This is a genomic window from Ancylobacter aquaticus, assembly GCF_004339465.1.
GTDB classification, from domain to species: Bacteria; Pseudomonadota; Alphaproteobacteria; order Rhizobiales; family Xanthobacteraceae; genus Ancylobacter; species Ancylobacter aquaticus.
In genome coordinates this window covers 478,784-496,878 of sequence record NZ_SMFY01000001.1, presented here as the reverse complement: position 1 = coordinate 496,878, position 18,095 = coordinate 478,784, and the positions used below count along the sequence as shown (strand labels likewise).

Genomic DNA, 18,095 nt, shown 5'->3' with positions numbered 1-18,095 from the left:
ATGCAGTTATGTGCACCAATTATTTGCGCGTCATGATACAAAAATGGGCACTTCACTCGACATCTGATCGGCTACATGTCTACATGCGGTAGCAATTTCGATACGGTGGGCGATGGCACGCGAGGATGGAACCGGCGACGTGGGCGGTGGCGCGGACGCGCAGGACGACGCGCGCGGAGGCGGCGCCGACGACGCCATCTACGCGAAGATCCACGCGGCCATCGCCGCGCAGGATCTGCCACCGGGCACGCGTCTGCGCGAAGATGAGATGCGCCAGATCTTCGGCGTCAGCCGGGCGCGCATTCGGAAGGTGTTCTCGCGGCTCGCCTATGCCGGGCTGGTAACGATCGAGCCCAATAAGGGGGCCTCGGTGTTTCAGCCGACGCCGAAGGAAGCCCGCGAGATCTTCGCCGCGCGACGTGGCATCGAGGGCACCATCGTGCGGCTGCTGGCCGGCCGGCTCGGCAAGGCGGAACTCGCATCGCTGAACCGCCACATCGCCCTGGAGGTCGCCGCCGAAGCGCGCCGCGACTGGCAGGAGATGGTGCGGCTGTCCGGCGAGTTTCACCTGCTGCTGGCCGAGATCGCCGGCAACGGCATCTTGCTGCGCTTCCTGCGCGAGCTCATCACCCGCGAGGCGCTGGTGATCCTGGTCTATGAGAAGCCCGGCCAGCCAAGCTGCTCGCACCACGAACACCAGATGATCCTCGACGCACTTCTGACGGACGACGACGCGCAGGCCGTTCTGCTGATGGAAGAGCACCTCGGCAATGTGGAGGATCGCCTTGATCTCGACCGCGACACCCGCAAGAGCGTCGATCTTGGCAGGCTATTCGCCGGGGCTTGACCCTCCTCGGGCTTCGCGGCGGGTGCGACGTCGTCACTCGGGATAGGTCTCGCCCTGATCCGGTACATCCTTGTGGAACAGGATGAACACCAGAGGATTGCCGGGCTCGGCCATCGCGTCGCTGCGCTGGCCGGTCACTTTTCCGGCCACGCCGCTCGTGTATTCGGCGACCAGTTCGCCGAAGCTGTCGCGCTGGACGGCGACCTTCTGTCCGGGTTTCACCTTGTCGTTCAGCCCGACCAGATGCTCGACGATCCCGCCTGCGGTCGCCAGGATCGGGAACGCACTGTTGCCGACGAAGACGCTCACATCCTTGCCCGTGCGCCCCATCGGCCCGGCGACGATGCCGTGATGCTTGAGCACGTTCATCGTGCCTTCCACGAACAGCGCGATCATCCCGAGGTCGAGCACGCGGGCCGCGCCGATTTCCGGCGTGAAGGCGGGAATGCCGACGTCCATGAAGGCGTTGTGCAGGACGCCGGGATAGACGTGGTTGTCGAAGATCTGGCCGACCGGATAGAGCTCCACCATCGCCTTGACCCCCGGCACATCCATGCCGCCAATGTTGAAGGCGGCGACGTCGAACCCGGTGGTCCCGGTGTGGAAGTCGATGGCGGCATCGGCGTTGGGCCGCAGCAGCCGGTTGAACAGCAGGCCGGCATGGCGGCTGGGGGCGGTGAGGCCGTTCTCATTGCCGGGCCATTCCCGGTTCATGTCGATCAGATCGGCGCCTCGCCCCGCATTGGGCCATCGGCGCTGCATGCCCTCCAGAGCCGGGCGCGACACGTCGGTGACGGCCATGACCGTGCCCGACATCCGGGCCGGATCGAGCTGGTTCATCACGGTCTGGACCGTGTGCACGGAACTCATCTCGTCGCCGTGCACGCCGCTGACCAGGACGACACGCTTTCCCGGCTGCGCGCCCCGGGCGACGGTGACGGACACATACCAGTGCTGTCCGCTGGGCATCTCGACGCCCTGGAAATACAGATGATGCTTCTTTCCCGGCTCCAGATCATTGACGTCGAGCGCGCTGACGACCTTCTTCCCCTGGATGACGTCGCCGGTATAGACGGTCGCCGCTGCCACGCCGGGGGACGGGCCGGCAGCGTCCACCGTGCTCTGGGCGTTGGCGGAGGGAGCAGCGGCGACCAGCCCGGCCGAGGCACTGATCGTCGCAGCGGACGCGATCATGAAGTTCCGGCGGTCGAGGCGCTCGTCCGGCTTGTCCGACATGACGTGGTTCCTTCCCGTGAGTTGCCCGCCCCTCTCCGGGCATGGTTACCCCCAGCGGCGCCGAGTGCAATGCCGCCACAGCCATGCGCGCTCCTCTCGGGGCACGGCGCAGGCGGCTGGATCGCCGATCGGGTGGTGTCCTCGCCATATTGACCGTGCGGGCGGCCCGGGCCTGCCTTTACAAGGCTGGGCCGGGCCGCCCGCGATTTCTCATTGAGGTCGCGTGATTGTCGAACCTTGAGTCACGCGATGCTGGAAGCGCGGAAGCGTCGCGCCAGCGCCTCGGAACCGCGCGCCAGAAGTCCGGCGTCGGAACCGACGGCGGTGAAGATGTTGCCGGCCGCGATGTAGCGACGGGCGAGCCCTTCGTCGCCGGTGAGAATGCCGGCGCGGTTGCCGGCCTTGACGATGCGCCCGACCAGCCCTTCGATCAGCGTGACCACCGCCTCATTGCCCTGGTCGCCGAGATAGCCGATGTCGGCGGAGAGATCGCCCGGCCCGATGAAGACGCCGTCAATCCCCGGAACGGCGCAGATCGCCTCCAGATTCTCCATGCCGAGCTTCGATTCGATCTGCACCAGAACGCAGATTTCCTCTTGTGCCCGGCTGTAATAATCCTTCACCCGGCCGAAGCGCGAGGCGCGCGAGGATGCCGCGAAGCCGCGTACGCCCTCCGGCGGGTAGCGCGTATAGGCCACCGCGGCGGCCGCCTGCTCGGCCGTCTCGACCATCGGGAAGAGGAAGCTCTGCACGCCGGCATCGAGATAGCGCTTGGCCCAGATCGCATCGGTGACGGGCGGGCGGACGATCGGTTGCACCTTGTTCTCCATGCAGGCCTGAAGCTGCGAGAACACCATGGGCAGTTCGTTGGGCGAGTGCTCGGTGTCGATCAGCAGCCAGTCATAGCCGGAGCCGGCGAGGATCTCGACGGTGATGTGGCTGGCGAGGCTGCACCAGAGGCCGAGCTGCTGGTCGCCGGCATGGATGCCGCGCTTGAAGTGGTTGGCAGGTAGTTCCACGAGACGATCCTTTGCTCTCAGTAGATGGACGGCTCGCCGACAGGCGCGCCAAAGGAGGTTTCCAGGAAGTCGAAGTCGCAGCCCTCATGCGCCTGCCGGATGTGGCGCGAGAACATCCACCCATAGCCGCGCTCGTAATGCGGCAGCGGCGGGATCAGCGCGGCGCGGCGGCGCTCCAGTTCCTCCTCGGCGACCAGCATGTCGATGCGGCGGGCGGGCACGTCCACCCGCACCAGATCGCCCGTCCGCAACAGCGCCAGCGGGCCGCCGACATAGCTTTCGGGCGAGACATGGAGGATGCAGGCGCCGTAGCTGGTGCCGCTCATGCGCGAGTCGGAGAGGCGCAGCATGTCGCGCACGCCCTGCTTAACCAGCTTCTTCGGGAGGGGCAGCATGCCCCATTCCGGCATGCCGGGGCCGCCAAGCGGGCCGGCATTGCGCAGCACCAGCACATGGTCTGGCGTGACGTCGAGGCCCTCATCGTCGACGGCCGCCTTGAGGCTGGGATAATCGTCGAACACCAGCGCCGGGCCGGTGTGGGCGAGCAGATGCGGCGCGCAGGCGCTCGGCTTGATGACGCAGCCTTCGGGAGCGAGATTGCCCCGCAGCACCGCAAGCGCGCCCTCGGCATAGATCGGGTTGTCGACGGTGCGGATGACGTCGTCGTCATGCACCTTCGCGCCGGCGATGTTTTCGCCGAGCGTTCGCCCGGTGACGGTGAGCGCGTCGAGATGGAGGTGGTCCGTCAGCCGGCTCATCAGCGCCGGCAACCCTCCCGCGAAGAAGAAGTCCTCCATGAGATAGGTCTCGCCGGAGGGGCGCACATTGGCGATGACGGGAACGATCCGGCTCGCCCGGTCGAAATCGTCGAGGCCGATGTCGACGCCGGCCCGGCGCGCCTGCGCGATCAGGTGGATGATGGCATTGGTCGAGCAGCCCATCGCCATGGCGACGGTGATCGCGTTTTCGAAGGCGGGGCGGGTGAGGATACGCGCGGGGACGAGGTCCTCCCACACCATGTCCACGATGCGCCGCCCGCAGGCGGCGGCCATGCGGTTATGGCCGGCATCGGCGGCGGGAATGGAGGAGGCGCCGGGCAACGTCATGCCGAGCGCGTCGGCGATGGCGGTCATGGTCGAGGCGGTGCCCATGGTCATGCAGTGGCCGAACGACCGGGCGATGCCGCCTTCGATCTCGTTCCAAGCCTTCTCGTCGATCAGGCCCGCGCGTCGCTCGTCCCAGAATTTCCAGGCGTCGGAGCCCGACCCCAATGTCCGGCCCTTCCAGTTGCCGCGCAGCATGGGCCCGGCCGGCAGGTAGATCGCAGGGACGCCCGCGCTGGTCGCCCCCATGAGCAGCGCCGGCGTGCTCTTGTCGCAACCGCCCATCAGCACCGCGCCGTCGATGGGGTGGGCGCGGATTCCCTCCTCGATCTCCATTGCCGCCATGTTGCGGTAGAGCATCGACGTCGGCTTGAGGAAGGTCTCCGAGGCCGAATGCACCGGAAGCTCCAGCGGGAAACCGCCGGCCTGCAGCACGCCGCGCTTGACGTCCTCGACGCGCGACCTGAAGTGCCCGTGGCAGGGGTTGAAGTCCGACCAGGTATTGAGGATGCCGATGACCGGCTTGCCCACCCAGTCCTCCGGCGCATAGCCCATCTGCCGCAGCCGCGAGCGGTGGCCGAAGCTGCGCAGGTCGTCATGCGCGAAATAGCGCGCGCTGCGCAACGTGTCCGGCGTCTTGCGCGTTTCGGTCTTCGCATTTGCGTTCATGGAAGGCACCCGTACGAAGCCGGGCCCCGATGTTCGAGGCCCGGCGAAGGTCACTTACTGGCTGGCGATTTTTCCGTCCGACACCACCTGGCGCCAGCGCTCCTCTTCCGCCTTCTGGAAGGCGGCGAACTGCTCGGGGGTATTGGCGACGACCTCGAAGCCGAGGTCGTTGTATTTGGCCTTGACGGCCGGATCGCCCAGCGCGGCGGCGAAGGCGTCGACCATCTTCTGCTTCACCTCGGCCGGCAGCCCCTTCGGCGCTGCGGCGGCCTGCCAGGAATAGACGTCGAGCCCGTCGACGCCGGCTTCCTTCATGGTCGGCACGTTCGGGAGCAACGGGTTGCGCTCTGCGGCGGTCACGCCGAGCACCTTCAGCTTGCCGGCCTTGATGTGGCTCGCGACAGCCCCGAGGTTCTGGAACGACACGTTGGAGTGGCCGGCCATGAGATCGGCGATGGCCGGTCCGCCGCCCTTATAGGGAACGTGGATGCCGGTGGTGCCGGTCTGCTGCCAGAACAGCGCCGCCGTCAAATGGTCCGACGATCCGGCGCCGGAGGTGGCGAACGTCACCTTGTCCGGGTTCTTCTTCAGATACGCCACCAGTTCCTCAACCGTATTGGCCGGGAAATCCGGATTGGCGACCAGCACGTTCGGCGTGCGCACCGCCACGGTGAGCAGGTCGAAATCCGTGCCCGGCGCATAGCCGAGCTTGGGGTTGAGCGCGGGATTGATGGCGAAGACGCCGATCGAGCCGACCAGCAGCGTGTAGCCATCGGCCGGCGAATTCTTCACGTGCTGCGCGCCCGACGCGCCATTGGCGCCCGGGCGATTGTCGACCACCAGCGGCTGGCCGAGCTTTTCCTGCATCTTCGGCAACAGCAGGCGCGCCGTGCTGTCCGAGGCGCCGCCGGGCGGAAACGGCACCACGACCGTCACCGGCCGATCGGGAAAGGACTGGGCCAGCGCCGGGGCGGCGGCAGCGCCGGCACACAGCGCCGCTGCCAGCGCCAGCGAGGCAATCTTGAGATGGGACATCGTTCCTCCTGTCGCGTCGGATGGGGCAGGAGCCGGCGCCGGCTTGGCGTTGGCGCGTGGTCTCCTCCGGTCCCCGGCTTCGCGGGGTTGACCCTTATGGGCCGGCAACTGAAACACTAATGCATCAGTGCCGTCAACTCAGCTTTGCGCTATGGTGCGTGAATGGACATCCCAAACCGCCCGCGCCCCACGCGCGACCCCTCCCGCCATGCCGCGCCGCAGGTCTTCGACTATCTGCGCGAGCGAATCATTGCGCTGGAACTGCCGCCCGGGACGCTGATCTCGCGGACCGAGTTGCAGGAACTGTTCGGCTTCTCCTCGACGCCGGTGCGCGACGCGCTGCTGAAGCTTCAGGAGGAATCGCTGGTCGATATCTTCCCCCAGCACGCCACGATGGTGAGCCCCATCGACCTCCGGCTCGCCCGGCAGGCCCATTTCCTGCGCCGCTCCATCGAGCAGGAGGCTTTGCGCACGCTGACCCTGATGGAGGAGCGCGCCGCCGTCGTGCAGCAACTGGAAGCGGTGATCGACGTGCAGGCGGCGCTGCTGGCGCGCGGCGACCTTCCGGGCTTCGAAAAGGCCGATCGCGAATTCCACCGCATCTTCTTCGAGACCGCCGGCGTGCCGGACCTGTGGAAAATGACCCGCCGCTATTCCGGCCATATCGACCGCATTCGCCGGCTGCATCTGCCCATGCCGGGCAAGGCGCTGCAGGTGATCGAGGATCACCGCGCCATCGTCGCAGGCATCGCTTCCGGCGATGTGGCGGCCGCCCAAGGCGCGCTGCGCGAACATCTCTCCAAGTCGCTGGCCTTCACGCCGGATCTGCGGGCCCGCTGGCCGGATTATTTCCGCGATTGAAGCGAGCCGTGCCGGGTCTACGGACCGAGTGCTATGACGTGACGAAGCGCTCCAGCTTGCCCAGGGTCTGCAGACCCAGTTCCACGGCGCCGAAACCCTTCGCCTGCTGGAACTCGGCCGCCGTGCTGAACACCATGCCCAGCGTCACCTTCGTCGCTCCGTCCTGATCCTCCAGCAAGGCCCAGGCGTCGGCGTGCTTCGGCCCGTTCTCGCCCCAGAGCAGCGCGTAGCCGATCCTCTCCTCGGGGCGGACCTCGATGTAGCGATGGTGGTTCGGGTAGACCGTGCCGTCGGGCCCGATCATATCGAACAGCCATTCCCCGCCCGTCCGCAGGTCGATCCTGCTGGTGCGGCAGGAAAACCCCTCCGGGCCCCACCATTGCGGCAGCGTCTCGGGGTTCATCCAGCTGTTCCAGACGATGGTGCGCGGTGCGCGTATCACGCGCTGGAGCACCATCGTTCGCCCCGCCACTCCCGCGAGATGATCCAGTCCCGCGCTGAAGCCCTGTCGGTAGCCGGCCTCCATATTCCCGGCCAGCGAGGAAAGCTGCACCGTCACGACCAGCCGGCTGCGTTCCTCCGTGCCGGAGAAATCGGCTGTCACCAGCGCCGCCGATTGCGTTACGCCCTCGGACGAGACCACCTCGTAATTCACGCTGCGCAGCGCCGGCCGCAGTTCGAGCCAGCCGCACTCGCAGCGGATATCCGGCTGACCCTCGACCTTGCAGAGCGAGACCTCGCGCCCACCCACCCGGGTGTCGGCCTCCAGGAACTCCACGAGGACCGAGGGCGTGGGAGCCGCCCAGACCGCCCGCGCGGCGGGGGCGGTCCAGGCCTGCCACAGCGCCGACAACGGCGCGGCCACGTCCCGCTCGAAGGTCAGTGTCGCAAAGCGGCCTTCCGCCGCATCGCGCGCCCCGTGTATCCCGTCCGGATCGAGGTTCGACATCATGGCGTGCGCTCCTTCATCGCCTTCATCGCAAATGCCTCCAACCTGTCGAGGCGGGTTTCCCAGAGGGCTCGCTGTTCATCGAGCCATGTCCGGACCGGCCGCAGGGCCTCGGGAACGATGGCGCAGGTGCGTACCCGCCCATCCTTGGAGGTGGCGATCAGACCCGCTTCCTCCAGCACCGAGAGGTGCCGCATCACCGTGGGCAGCCGCAGGCCGGTGGGTTCCGACAATTCCGTGACCGGCGCCGGCCCTTCCGCGAGCCGGGTCAGGATCGACCGGCGGGTCGGATCAGCCAGGGCGTGGAAGAGCAGCGAGAGGTTCGGATCATGCTTAGTCATGTCGCTAACTATCACCCGATGCGCCAGGCACGCAAGAAAAACTTCGTCAGTTTGCTAAGTGTTCTTGTCGGCGTCAGAAGTAGGTCATCTGGCCGCCATGGTGAGCCAGGCGTAGGCTGCGAGCGGGGTGTTGTGCTCTCCGCGCGGTCAGAGAAAATTCACGGAAGATCGTGCAATCTGGTCCGGGGTCTCGGCGATAACCGCCCCTTCTGTTGTTCGGGGCCTCGGCGGTAGCTGAACCCCTATTATCTCGGGTTCAGCGATGGCGACGACTTTTTCCCGGCGCGGATTTCTCGGTGCAGGCGTTGGTGCGGGCGCGACGCTTGCAGGTGCGACGGGCGCGCCAAACGCCGCTTTCGCGCAATTTGCGATCAACGCGGGCGATGGCGGCCTGCTGGCGCTCGCCCGCGACATGCAGGGCCGGCTTCTGCTGCCGGACGATTACGCCTATCGCTACAGCGCCCGTTCCAACAATGCGCGCTACGACAATGTGCTGCCGCGCGCCATTGCGCTGTGCGCCTCCGAGAGCGACGTGGTGCGGTGCCTGCGCTGGGCGCGCGACAATCGCGAAGTGTTCGCGGTCCGCTCCGGCGGCCACTCCTATGCCGGCTACTCGACCACGCCGGGCCTGCTGATCGACATGCGTGCGCTGAACCGGATCAGCGTCGATCCTGACCAGCAGACCCTCACCGTGCAGGGCGGCGCCACCAATCAGGACGTGGCCAACGTGCTCAGCGCCTACCCGTTCGCCATCCCGTCCGGCCGCTGCCCGACGGTCGGCGTCACCGGCCTGACGCTCGGCGGCGGCTGGGGCTTCGCCAGCACGCATGCCGGCCTGACCTGCGACCGGCTGCTGTCGACCGACCTCGTCCCGGCGGGCCTGGAGCCGATCACCGCGAGCGCGCAGACGAATGCCGACCTGTTCTGGGCCCTGCGTGGGTCCGGCGGCGGGAATTTCGGTGTTCACACCCGCCTGACCTATCGCATGGTGCCGGTCCACGAGGTGACGGTCTTCAACATCGTCTGGCCGGCGCAAAAGCAGGTCGAACTGATGCTGGCGCTGCAAGATCTGCAGCTCAGCAACCCGCGCGACATCTCCACGCGCAGCAAGGTCGCCGCCGAACGGGCCGGAGCTTTCCTTGGCCGCGACCAGTTTGCCGCGCAGACGCTCGGCGTGTTCTACGGCCCGGAAAGCGCCTTCCGCGAGTTGATCCAGCCGCTGTTCCGGCTGCTGGAGCCGGCGCGCGCCCACATCAGGCAGATGGGCTACTGGGAAGCGCGCGACTATCTGGTGACCGACGACCCGGAAGGGTTCTTCGATGTCCGCTCCAGCATGGTGCAGGAGCAACTGGCCGCCGACGCGCTGGAAGCGTCGCTGTCCTGGATGTCGAAATGGCCTGGCGGCTCGATGCGGCAGGCGAATATGGGCATCCTGTTCGCAATCGGCGGCGCAGTCGGCGACAAGAAGCCTGACGAGACCGCCTATGTGCACCGCGGTTCCAACTTCATCTTCGAGATGGAGCGAACCTGGTCGCCGCTGGATCCGCCGCAGCTGCTGGAGCAGCAGGCCCGCTGGCTCGACGACTATTTCGCCGACATGCAGCGTTTTGTGCTTCCGCGTTCCTATGTGAACTTCCCCGACCGGACGCTCAAGGACTGGCAGCAGGCCTATTACGGCGAAAACCTCGCGCGGCTGAGCACAGTCAAGCGTCGTTATGACCCGGATAATCTCTTCCGGTTCCAGCAAAGCATCCCGCTGTCGCCGGCGTAGCGCCTGAGGTGTTCCGTTCCCATCACCGGCCGCGCCGGCTCCCGGTGCTGTCTCGGGCGAGGGCTGGAGACGGCGGGTCGTGCGGACCTACGCTCCCGCTTCGAGCTCCGTGTCAGGCCTCTGCGGCAATTGATGTCACGGGCGAGGCGCGGTCCCGGCAGATATGACCTTCGATGTGGCTGGCGAAATGCGCCGCCGCCTCGGAAAGCCCCTCGCGTCGACGCCAGAGCATGAGGTCCACCGGCGGAAGAACGGGCAGGCCGCAGTTCTCGGGAAGATTGACGAGGCCGCGGGCATGGACGGATTCGGCCAGAACGATGATCGCCGCATCCGCCAGTGCCATCGCCTGTAGCCCGGCAATGCTTTCCGAGACGCAGGCGACGCGCCACTTTATGCCGGTCTCGTTGAGTTCCATCAGCGCCAGATCGCGGTACAGATTGCCTTCCGGCAGCAGGGCCAGCGGGATCGGCACGCGCCGATGCGCATCCCCTCCTTCGGCGCCGAGCCAGACCAGAGCCTCCTCCCGAAGATGCACGGCGTGGGCGGATTTCGGCTGGACGCCCGGCATGCGCGTGACGATGGCAACGTCGACAAGGCCGCCGTCCATGTCCGTCGCAATCTGCCGCGTGAGGTTGCAGCGGACCGATACCTCGACCCGAGGATAGGCCGCGCGGAAGCTTGCCAGCGTCGCCGGAAGCAGGAACGCGGCATACAGGTCCGGGCAGGCCAGCGTAACCCGGCCCTCGATTTCATCGGAGGCGAGCTTGGCCTGCGCCTCATCATGCAGGCGCAGCACGGCCCGCGCATAGGGAAGCAGCATCTCGCCGTAAGGCGTCAGCCGAAGCTGGCGCAGGCTGCTCTCGAACAGGGGGCGGCGCGCCGCATCTTCAAGCCGACGTATTTGAAGGCTGATGGCCGGCTGCGTGCGGCCAAGTTTCTCAGCAACGCGCGTCACACTTCGCTCCTCGACCATGAGAACGAAGGTTCGCAGCAGAACGATTTCGAGTGATCGGATCATCAATAATAAATATCACTTATACTCAACCAAAACATTATAAATTTGTCGAGATGAACGCTTCAATCCTACACTGAAATACGTAGAAATACTGAACATAAGATGGGCTAATGCACGTCATAAAGGCATCGACTGCGCACGGTTTGTGCACTGGGCACCTTGCCAGGGAGGCGAGCGGTGGATAAGCGCCCCGCCTTCCTTGAGGTTTGCGCGGTCACGAAGCGCTATGGCGGGCTCGTTGCGCTCGACGCCTGCACCCTCGCCATCGCCACCGGGGGCATAACGGGGCTGATCGGTCCCAATGGCGCGGGAAAGACGACGCTGCTCAATGTCATGACCGGGCTGGTGCGGCCCGATACCGGCTCGGTGCGCCTGTCGGGTGTCGACATCACCGCGCTGCCGGTCCATCGCTTCGCCGAAAAAGGCGTGGCCCGCACGTTTCAGATCGTGCGTGAACTTGGCAGCCTCACCGTGTTCGAGAACCTGCTGCTCGCGCCGCGCCACCAGTCGGGCGAGGGCGTTGTGGCGGCCCTGTTCGGCCGGCGCAAATGGTGGGCGCAGGAACACGCCAATGCCGTGCGTGCCCGCGCCCTGCTGGAGCGCATCGGGCTCTGGCATCTGGCCGATCAGCCCTCCTCCGGCCTGTCCGGCGGGCAGAAGAAGCTGCTCGACATCGCCCGCGCCCTGCTGCTCGAACCTCGGCTCATTCTGCTGGACGAGCCGGGAGCGGGCGTTTCGCCGCCGCTCAAGCTGGAGATGATCCGGCTGGTGCGGGAACTGAGGGCGGAAGGCGTCACCTTCGGCATTGTCGAGCACGACATGCATCTGATCGGCGAGCTTTGCGACCATGTGCATGTGATGGCCGAGGGCCGCCTGCTGGTTTCCGGCCCCTTCGAGCAAGTGTCGCGCGACCCGCGCGTCGTCGAAGCCTATCTCGGAGCGGCGGCATGACCGGGGGAAACAGAAGCGGGGGAAACAGCATTCCGGCCCTGGCGATCGAAGGGCTGCGCGCCGGCTATGGCCGGGGTGGCGACATCGTGCGCGGCATTGATCTGCGTCAGGACCCCGAGACCATCCTCGCCGTGATCGGCCCGAATGGTTCGGGCAAGTCGAGCTTCGTGAAGACCCTGGCGGGGATGCTCGATGTCCGGGCCGGGTCGGTGCGGGTGACGGGGCATGACGTGACCCACGAGGCCCCCGCACGCCGCGTTTCCGCGGGCCTTGCCTATGTCCCGCAGGAAGCGAACGTCTTTCCCAACCTGACCATCGGCGAGAATTTCAAGCTCGCCACCGAATTCCTGCGCGGGCGCGCCGGGGTGGGCCCGGAACAGCGCGAGCGGGTGCTCTCGCTGTTTCCCGAACTGGCGGGACGCTTCCGCGCGCGGGCCGGGGACCTGTCCGGCGGCCAGCGCCAGATGCTCGCCTTTGCCAGCGCGCTGCTCGCCAACCCGGAAGTCCTGCTGCTCGACGAACCGTCGGCAGGCCTCTCGCCCAAGATCGTCGACCAGACCATGGAGGCGGTGCTGCGTGTGCGCGAGGCGGGCGTCACCGTGCTGCTGGTCGAGCAGAATGTGACGGCCGCCCTGCGCATCGCCGACGAGGCGGTCGTGCTTGTCGCCGGGCAGTTGAGCCTGCGCGCCCGCGCTGCCGATCTGCGTGCCGCCGATCTCGGCGAACTGTTCTTCGCGAAGGTCGTCTGACATGGTCGCGCAGCTTTTCCTCAATGGTCTTGTCACCGGCCTTCTGCTGGCGCTGCCCGCCCTGGCGCTGACGCTGGTGTTCGGCGTGCTGAAATTCGCCAATTTCGCGGTGGGCGCGATGCTGACCCTCGGCGCCTATGCCGCCTGGGTCGCCAATACCCAGCTGGGGCTCTCCCTGCCGGCGTCGGCGGCGGTCGCGGCGATCACCGTCGCCCTGACAGGCATACTGTCCGACCAGCTGGTGTTCGAGCGCCTGAAGAACCGCGACTCGATCTCGCTTCTGGTCGCGTCCATGGGGCTGTCGCTGGTTCTGGAAAACATCTGCCGCTTCTTTCTCGGCAATGCCAGCCGCAGCTTCGACGTGCCGATTTCCCGGCCAATGCGCTGGGAGGGGCTGCGGATCAATCAGGAACAGATCACCACGGCCCTCACCGTGTGCGTCTGCCTGGTGCTGGCGCACCTGCTGCTGCGCCACTCGCCGCTCGGCAGGGCGATGCGCGCCGTGGCGGACAACCCCTCGCTCGCCGCGACGCGCGGCGTCGACCGGCGGCTGATCGCGCGCCTGACCTGGGCCCTGGTCGGGGCGTTGATCGGGCTGGCGGGCGTGCTGGCGGGCCTTGACCGCTCGATCGACCCGCAGATCGGCTGGAACTACCAGATCCCCATCTTCGCGGCGGCCATTCTGGGGGGCCTGGGCTCACCCGTGGGCGCTGTCGTGGGCGCCCTCGTCATCGGCATCGCGGAAGAGATGTCCGCCCTCCTCATCCCCACCAATTACCGGCAGATCGTGAGCTTCACGGTCATCCTCGTCCTGCTGCTGTTCCGCTCGAACGGCCTGCTGAGTGCCAAGGCGGTGCGCAAATGATTGCCTACCTCATCACGATCGCCATCCTCGTCATCATTGCCGCGCTGATCGGCCTGGCGCTCAATCTGCAATGGGGCCTCGCCGGGCTGGTGAATTTCGGCGTGGTCGGCTTTGTCGCCATCGGCGCCTACACCACCGCCCTGACCGCGCCCGCCATCGGCTGGCTCCCGGCCATGCTGCTCGCCGCCTTTGTGGCGGCAGCGCTCAGTGCCGGGCTGGCGCTGCTGTCGATCCGGCTGGAGGAAAACTACCTCGCCATCATCACCATCGGCTTCGGGGAGGCGGTGCGCCTCGTCATCCTCAATGAGGGCTGGCTGACCAACGGGGCCCTCGGCATCGCCGACATCCAGCGTCCGTTCCCCGGCCTCACCGAGCGGTTCGGCGGCGACATCGTCTTCGTCGTCTTCGCCATCGGCGTGCTGGCCGTGGTGTTCGTCGCGCTGGAAGGATGGACGCGGGCGCCGTTCGGGCGGGCCCTGCGGGCCATTCGCGACGATGCCACCATTTCGGCGGCTCTCGGCAAGCCGGTGTTTGCCCTGCGCGTGCGGGCCTTCGCCATCGGCGGTGCGGTCATGGGGCTGGCCGGCGCGCTGCAGGCCTTTTATCTCACCTATATCGACCCCAGCCAGTTCTCCGCCATCGTCACCTCCTATGCCTTCATGGCGGTGATTGCGGGCGGGCGCGGCTCCAATGTGGGGCTGCTGGTGGGCGCGGGGTCGATCATGGCCCTGCTGGAGGGCACGCGCTTCCTGAAGGACTTCATCTCGGTCATCGACGGCGTCCAGCTCTCGGCGCTGCGCCTCGGCCTGATCGGCGTCGGCATCATTCTCCTGCTCATCCTGCGCCCGCAGGGCCTGGTGCCCGAAGCCCGGCGCAAGGCCGCCGATGTGCTTGCAAAACCGAGAGAGGCTGCCTGATGGCCCGCGTCACCCCGCTTCCTTCTTCCGTGCTGCCGGCCGAACAGGCGGCGCTGTACGAGCGCTTTGCCTCGGGCTATGCGAATTTTCGCGGGCAGGCGGCCACGCTGGCGCATGTACCCCCCGCCCTCGACGGCCTCTACGCGATGCTGCTCGGCCTGCGGGCGCAGGCCACTCTCCCGCTTCGCTATGTCGAACTGGCGGTGGTCTCGGTCTCCAAGCTGAACGCCTGCCCCTATTGCGTCGCCCACCATGAGCCGCTTCTGGCCGTCGAAGGCGTGCCGGAAGACGCGATAGCGGTGCTGCCCGGCTTCGATCATCCCGCCTTCGACGCCACAGACCGGCTCGTCATCGAATATGCCGGCCTCGTGACCCAGCGCGCCTGGGGCATACGCGACGAGGTGTTCGAGCGGCTGCGGGGGTGTTTCTCGCAGAGCCAGATCGTCGAACTGACGCTGCGCATCGCTCTGGCCGGCTTCTTCAACCGCTTCAACGACGCCCTGCAGGTCGATGACGACCTTTCCCCCTCGTCCAGCCCTTCCGCAAAGGAAACACCCGATGAGTGAGCGTTCCTTCTCTCCGAGCCGCCGAACCGTTCTTGCCGGCCTCGGCTCCCTGCCCCTCGGCTTCTCCCTCGGGGCTCCCGCCCTCGCGCAGGCGGGCGACGTTCCGATCGGCATGGTCCTGCCGTTCTCCGGCGCGACGGGTGCCTATGGCCCGGCGATGAAACAGGCGGCGGAGCTTGTCGTCGCCAAGGTGAACGCTGCCGGCGGCATTCTCGGCGGGCGCAAGGTCAAGCTGATCATCGAGGATTCCGAGACCAGCGCCACGGCCAGCGTCGCCGCCAGCAAGAAGCTGCTGGAAGTCGACAAGGTCGAGATGGTGGGCGGGTTCTGGGGCAGCCCGGAAGCGCTTGCGGCCAAGCCGGTCATTCTCGCATCGGACAAGGTGCAGATGCTGTCCTGTGCCGCCGATGCCGTGACCGAAGGCGAGACGAAGGGGCTGATCTATCGGCTGCAGGCGCGCAGTTCGCAGTGGGGCCCGGCCGGCGCCAAGGTGATGGACAAGCTCGGCGCCAAAAGGGTGGCCGTGCTGGCGCAGCAGAACCCCTTCGTCGTGGCGATGATCGAACCCTTCAAGGCCGAGATGGCCAAGCTCGGCGGCGAGGTCGTGGAAGTCGTGATGTACAATCCCGACCAGGCCTCCTACCGCGCCGAGGTCGAGAAGGTGTTCTCGCCCGGCTATGACGCCGTCTTCTGCCTTCCCCTGCTGACCGATTTTGTCTCCATTGCCAAGGAGATCTATCGCGGCGGGTTCGACTCCAAGGTGGTCGCCCTTGGAACCGGCGCCGATGCCGAGGGCAAGTTCATCCAGTCCGTGGGGCCGGAAGTCGCCGAAGGCATCTATCACCTCCAGCCCTCGCCCCCGATCGACAGCCCCTCCTATGCGAAGTTCGTCGAGGAAATGGGCGCGCCCAAGGGCACCGTCTTCCTGTTTGCCGGAAATGCCTGGGACCAGGCCTGCATCGCCCTTCTGGCGATGGAGCATGCCAAGACGCAGGAAGCCGCCGTCTGGACCCGGTCGGTGCGCGAAGTGTGCAACCCGCCGGGCGAGCCGGTGGACGACATCGTGCAGGCGCTGGCCATGGTGCGCGCGGGCAAGAAGATCAACTTCAACGGCGCGGGCAGCACCTGCGACTTCGACGAAGCCGGCAACTCGCTCAACCGCTCCTTCTACGTCCAGCTTATCAAGGACGGAAAGAACACGCCCTTTGCCGTCGTAAGCTGACGGCCCTCTCGATCCCGCCTATTGGACATCAACCGCGCGCGGCATTCGTGCCGCGCCGCAGGGAGGCGTGTGCCCTTGACGGCATGCGGATAAATAATGAGCAATCCCAAGCAGATGCATCTGTGTGGCTTCATGGTGGCGGGCCCGGTGGTGCACAGCCACGCCATCTGGCGCAACCCGGCCCATGAGACACCCTTCCTGACCCTGCCCTACTATGCCGACATCGCCCGCACGCTGGAACGCGGCATGTTCGATTTCGTCTTCTTCGCCGACCGGCTCGCCATTTCGGATCGCTACGGCGACAGCCATGAGATCGGCATCGGGCTCGGCGACCAGGACGCCACGCGCATGGACCCGATGCCGATCCTGGGCGCGATGGCGAGCGTCACCACCCATCTCGGCCTTGGCGCGACCCGCTCCACCACCTATGACGCGCCGTTCAACCTCGCCCGCGAGTTCGCCACGCTCGACCACCTGTCGGGTGGCCGGGCGGCGTGGAATGTCGTGACCTCGATGAATGACGGCGAAGCCCTCAACTTCGGCCTCGCCGCCCATCTCGGGCATGACGAGCGCTACGACCGTGCCGACGAATTCCTCGACGTGGCGTTCAAACTCTGGGACAGCTGGGACGCCGACGCCCTGATCCTGGACCGCGCGCGCGGCCTTTATGCCGACCCCGGCAAGGTGCATTACGCGAACCATGCCGGAACGTTCTTCCGCTCGCGCGGGCCGCTGAATATCCCGCGCAGTCCTCAGGGCCGGCCGGTGATCATCCAGGCCGGCTCCTCGGGACGGGGCAAGGCCTTCGCGGCGAAATGGTCGGAGGTGATCTTCGCGCTCCAGCCCAGCCTCGCGCGCATGGCCGCGTTCAAAGCCGACGTGGTGCGCGCGCTGGAGGTGGAGGGCCGGGCGCCCGACGCGGCCAAGGTGATGATGGCCATCATGCCGTTCATCGGCAAAACCCGGGCTGAGGCGGAGGCCAAGCGGGATTTGCACGACAGCCTGGTCGATCCGCGCGTCGGCCTGTCCACCCTTGCCGCCCACGCCAACGCCGATTTCGGTTCACTGCCGCTGGATGCCACCATCGACGAGATTGCCGACACGGGCAGCAAGGGAAACCTGGCCGCGCTACGTTCCATTGCCGGCAATGGATCCATGACGATTGCGGAGGCGGGCCGGATCTACGGGCGCGGCATCATGTGCCCGCGCGCTGTCGGGACGGCGCGGGATGTTGCAGACGAACTGATCGCCATCATCGATTCCGGCGCGGCGGATGGCTTCGTGATTTCGCCCGCCTTCCTCCCCGACACGTTCGAGGATTTCGTGAACGAGGTGGTGCCGCTGCTTCAGGCGAGCGGGCGGCTGCGTTCCTCCTATGCCGAAGGATCGTTGCGCGAGCGACTGGCGGGCGCGGGGGGCGCGGCATGAGCGGCGGGCCCGCAGCGATGGCCGCCCCTCGCGCCAGCGTGGATGCGGCGGCCTTCAGGGCCACCATGCGCCGTCTCGCCGCCGGCGTGACGGTGGTCACCAGCCGGCACGGCGCGCGGCTGAACGGCATGACGGCGACGGCGGTGTGCAGCGTCAGCGCCGACCCTCCGCTCGTGCTCGTGGTGGTCAATCGCCGCAACGCCTCGCATGAACTGATCACGCGGGGGCGGGCCTTCGCCCTCAACTTCCTCGGTGCCGACCAGTCCGAACTTGCCAACCTGTTCGCGGCAAGTGGCGGCAAGCGGTTCGACACCATTCCGCACCGGCTGGGAAAGACCGGCTGCCCCCTGCTTGAGGGATGCACCGCGCTGGTCGAATGCGAGCTTGAGACCCTTCACGATGTCGCAACCCATACCGTCTTCATCGGTCGCGTTATCGACAATGAAACGTCGCAAAGCGCGCCATTAACCTATCACGACGCGCGCTTCTGGGCGCTCCGGCCAATCGACGGCCAGCGCGGCGTCGACTGAGGCCGGGCGGGGCACCATGAC

Annotated in this window: 18 protein-coding genes; 11 read left to right on the top strand and 7 right to left on the bottom strand. The window is 66.8% G+C overall.

Annotated features, from left to right (window positions below; all coding sequences use genetic code 11):
* The first annotated feature begins 112 nt into the window (after positions 1–112).
* Positions 113–847, top strand: a complete 735-nt coding sequence (locus EV667_RS02320; RefSeq protein WP_131833718.1) for a GntR family transcriptional regulator — start codon at positions 113–115, stop codon at positions 845–847.
* A 33-nt stretch (positions 848–880) separates the two neighbouring features.
* Here EV667_RS02320 and EV667_RS02315 read toward each other — a convergent pair whose 3' ends face one another.
* From EV667_RS02315 to EV667_RS02300, 4 genes are all read right to left on the bottom strand, one after another.
* Positions 881–2,083: a M14 family metallopeptidase gene (locus tag EV667_RS02315; RefSeq protein ID WP_131833717.1), complete on the bottom strand. Its 1,203-nt coding sequence runs from the start codon at positions 2,081–2,083 to the stop codon at positions 881–883.
* 242 nt (positions 2,084–2,325) lie between these two features.
* Positions 2,326–3,102: an HpcH/HpaI aldolase family protein gene (locus EV667_RS02310; RefSeq protein ID WP_131833716.1), complete on the bottom strand. Its 777-nt coding sequence runs from the start codon at positions 3,100–3,102 to the stop codon at positions 2,326–2,328.
* A gap of 17 nt (positions 3,103–3,119) precedes the next feature.
* Entirely contained in the window at positions 3,120–4,874 is a 1,755-nt protein-coding gene (gene araD / locus EV667_RS02305; protein WP_131833715.1) for an L-arabinonate dehydratase, read from the bottom strand.
* 54 nt (positions 4,875–4,928) lie between these two features.
* The gene (locus EV667_RS02300) at positions 4,929–5,909 is read right to left on the bottom strand and encodes a Bug family tripartite tricarboxylate transporter substrate binding protein (RefSeq protein ID WP_131833714.1); all 981 of its coding nucleotides are present in this window, start codon (positions 5,907–5,909) and stop codon (positions 4,929–4,931) included.
* 162 nt (positions 5,910–6,071) lie between these two features.
* Between EV667_RS02300 and EV667_RS02295 the strand changes: the two genes are divergently transcribed.
* Positions 6,072–6,770, top strand: a complete 699-nt coding sequence (locus tag EV667_RS02295; RefSeq protein WP_131833713.1) for a GntR family transcriptional regulator — start codon at positions 6,072–6,074, stop codon at positions 6,768–6,770.
* A 31-nt stretch (positions 6,771–6,801) separates the two neighbouring features.
* Here EV667_RS02295 and EV667_RS02290 read toward each other — a convergent pair whose 3' ends face one another.
* Together EV667_RS02290 and EV667_RS02285 are read right to left on the bottom strand one after the other, a co-directional pair.
* A complete protein-coding gene (locus EV667_RS02290; RefSeq protein ID WP_131833712.1) occupies positions 6,802–7,722 on the bottom strand; it encodes an SRPBCC family protein in 921 nt (306 codons plus the stop codon).
* On the bottom strand, positions 7,719–8,060 hold the full coding sequence (locus EV667_RS02285; protein WP_207907658.1) for an ArsR/SmtB family transcription factor: 342 nt from the start codon (positions 8,058–8,060) through the stop codon (positions 7,719–7,721). Before EV667_RS02285 ends, EV667_RS02290 begins: the two co-directional genes overlap by 4 nt.
* Before the next feature lie 262 nt (positions 8,061–8,322).
* Here EV667_RS02285 and EV667_RS02280 point away from each other — a divergent pair, with 262 nt between their 5' ends.
* The gene (locus EV667_RS02280; RefSeq protein WP_207907657.1) at positions 8,323–9,831 is read left to right on the top strand and encodes an FAD-binding oxidoreductase; all 1,509 of its coding nucleotides are present in this window, start codon (positions 8,323–8,325) and stop codon (positions 9,829–9,831) included.
* A gap of 112 nt (positions 9,832–9,943) precedes the next feature.
* On the opposite strand, the gene EV667_RS02275 is transcribed toward EV667_RS02280, so the two are convergent.
* Positions 9,944–10,849 (bottom strand): LysR substrate-binding domain-containing protein, encoded by a 906-nt coding sequence (locus tag EV667_RS02275; protein ID WP_131833710.1) that lies wholly within the window; start codon positions 10,847–10,849, stop codon positions 9,944–9,946.
* 174 nt (positions 10,850–11,023) lie between these two features.
* Here EV667_RS02275 and EV667_RS02270 point away from each other — a divergent pair, with 174 nt between their 5' ends.
* The 8 genes from EV667_RS02270 to EV667_RS02235 all read left to right on the top strand — a co-directional run bounded on the left by EV667_RS02270 (position 11,024) and on the right by EV667_RS02235 (position 18,074).
* The gene (locus tag EV667_RS02270; protein ID WP_131833709.1) at positions 11,024–11,797 is read left to right on the top strand and encodes an ABC transporter ATP-binding protein; all 774 of its coding nucleotides are present in this window, start codon (positions 11,024–11,026) and stop codon (positions 11,795–11,797) included.
* Positions 11,794–12,546 (top strand): branched-chain amino acid ABC transporter ATP-binding protein, encoded by a 753-nt coding sequence (locus EV667_RS02265; RefSeq protein WP_131833708.1) that lies wholly within the window; start codon positions 11,794–11,796, stop codon positions 12,544–12,546. Before EV667_RS02270 ends, EV667_RS02265 begins: the two co-directional genes overlap by 4 nt.
* A gap of 1 nt (position 12,547) precedes the next feature.
* Positions 12,548–13,411 carry a branched-chain amino acid ABC transporter permease gene (locus tag EV667_RS02260; protein ID WP_131833707.1) on the top strand — a complete coding sequence of 288 codons (864 nt, stop codon included), beginning with the start codon at positions 12,548–12,550 and terminating at the stop codon, positions 13,409–13,411.
* Positions 13,408–14,328, top strand: a complete 921-nt coding sequence (locus EV667_RS02255; RefSeq protein WP_131833706.1) for a branched-chain amino acid ABC transporter permease — start codon at positions 13,408–13,410, stop codon at positions 14,326–14,328. The genes EV667_RS02260 and EV667_RS02255 overlap by 4 nt, the downstream gene beginning before the upstream one ends.
* Positions 14,328–14,894, top strand: a complete 567-nt coding sequence (locus EV667_RS02250; protein WP_131833705.1) for a carboxymuconolactone decarboxylase family protein — start codon at positions 14,328–14,330, stop codon at positions 14,892–14,894. Before EV667_RS02255 ends, EV667_RS02250 begins: the two co-directional genes overlap by 1 nt.
* Complete coding sequence (locus EV667_RS02245) at positions 14,887–16,116, top strand: ABC transporter substrate-binding protein (RefSeq protein ID WP_165901538.1); 1,230 nt, start codon at positions 14,887–14,889, stop codon at positions 16,114–16,116. The genes EV667_RS02250 and EV667_RS02245 overlap by 8 nt, the downstream gene beginning before the upstream one ends.
* Positions 16,117–16,212: 96 nt before the next feature.
* Positions 16,213–17,544: an LLM class flavin-dependent oxidoreductase gene (locus EV667_RS02240; protein WP_131833703.1), complete on the top strand. Its 1,332-nt coding sequence runs from the start codon at positions 16,213–16,215 to the stop codon at positions 17,542–17,544.
* Entirely contained in the window at positions 17,541–18,074 is a 534-nt protein-coding gene (locus EV667_RS02235) for a flavin reductase family protein (protein WP_131833702.1), read from the top strand. The genes EV667_RS02240 and EV667_RS02235 overlap by 4 nt, the downstream gene beginning before the upstream one ends.
* Positions 18,075–18,095 lie beyond the last annotated feature (21 nt).

Bases quoted from the DNA above. Each gene is read 5' to 3' on its own strand.
- EV667_RS02320 (WP_131833718.1), top strand. From the start codon at position 113: ATGGCACGCGAGGATGGAACCGGCGACGTGGGCGGTGGCGCGGACGCG.
- EV667_RS02315 (WP_131833717.1), bottom strand. From the start codon at position 2,083: ATGTCGGACAAGCCGGACGAGCGCCTCGACCGCCGGAACTTCATGATC.
- araD (WP_131833715.1), bottom strand. From the start codon at position 4,874: ATGAACGCAAATGCGAAGACCGAAACGCGCAAGACGCCGGACACGTTG.
- EV667_RS02300 (WP_131833714.1), bottom strand. From the start codon at position 5,909: ATGTCCCATCTCAAGATTGCCTCGCTGGCGCTGGCAGCGGCGCTGTGT.
- EV667_RS02295 (WP_131833713.1), top strand. From the start codon at position 6,072: ATGGACATCCCAAACCGCCCGCGCCCCACGCGCGACCCCTCCCGCCAT.
- EV667_RS02290 (WP_131833712.1), bottom strand. From the start codon at position 7,722: ATGATGTCGAACCTCGATCCGGACGGGATACACGGGGCGCGCGATGCG.
- EV667_RS02285 (WP_207907658.1), bottom strand. From the start codon at position 8,060: ATGACTAAGCATGATCCGAACCTCTCGCTGCTCTTCCACGCCCTGGCT.
- EV667_RS02280 (WP_207907657.1), top strand. From the start codon at position 8,323: ATGGCGACGACTTTTTCCCGGCGCGGATTTCTCGGTGCAGGCGTTGGT.
- EV667_RS02275 (WP_131833710.1), bottom strand. From the start codon at position 10,849: ATGATCCGATCACTCGAAATCGTTCTGCTGCGAACCTTCGTTCTCATG.
- EV667_RS02265 (WP_131833708.1), top strand. From the start codon at position 11,794: ATGACCGGGGGAAACAGAAGCGGGGGAAACAGCATTCCGGCCCTGGCG.
- EV667_RS02260 (WP_131833707.1), top strand. From the start codon at position 12,548: ATGGTCGCGCAGCTTTTCCTCAATGGTCTTGTCACCGGCCTTCTGCTG.
- EV667_RS02255 (WP_131833706.1), top strand. From the start codon at position 13,408: ATGATTGCCTACCTCATCACGATCGCCATCCTCGTCATCATTGCCGCG.
- EV667_RS02250 (WP_131833705.1), top strand. From the start codon at position 14,328: ATGGCCCGCGTCACCCCGCTTCCTTCTTCCGTGCTGCCGGCCGAACAG.
- EV667_RS02245 (WP_165901538.1), top strand. From the start codon at position 14,887: ATGAGTGAGCGTTCCTTCTCTCCGAGCCGCCGAACCGTTCTTGCCGGC.
- EV667_RS02240 (WP_131833703.1), top strand. From the start codon at position 16,213: ATGAGCAATCCCAAGCAGATGCATCTGTGTGGCTTCATGGTGGCGGGC.
- EV667_RS02235 (WP_131833702.1), top strand. From the start codon at position 17,541: ATGAGCGGCGGGCCCGCAGCGATGGCCGCCCCTCGCGCCAGCGTGGAT.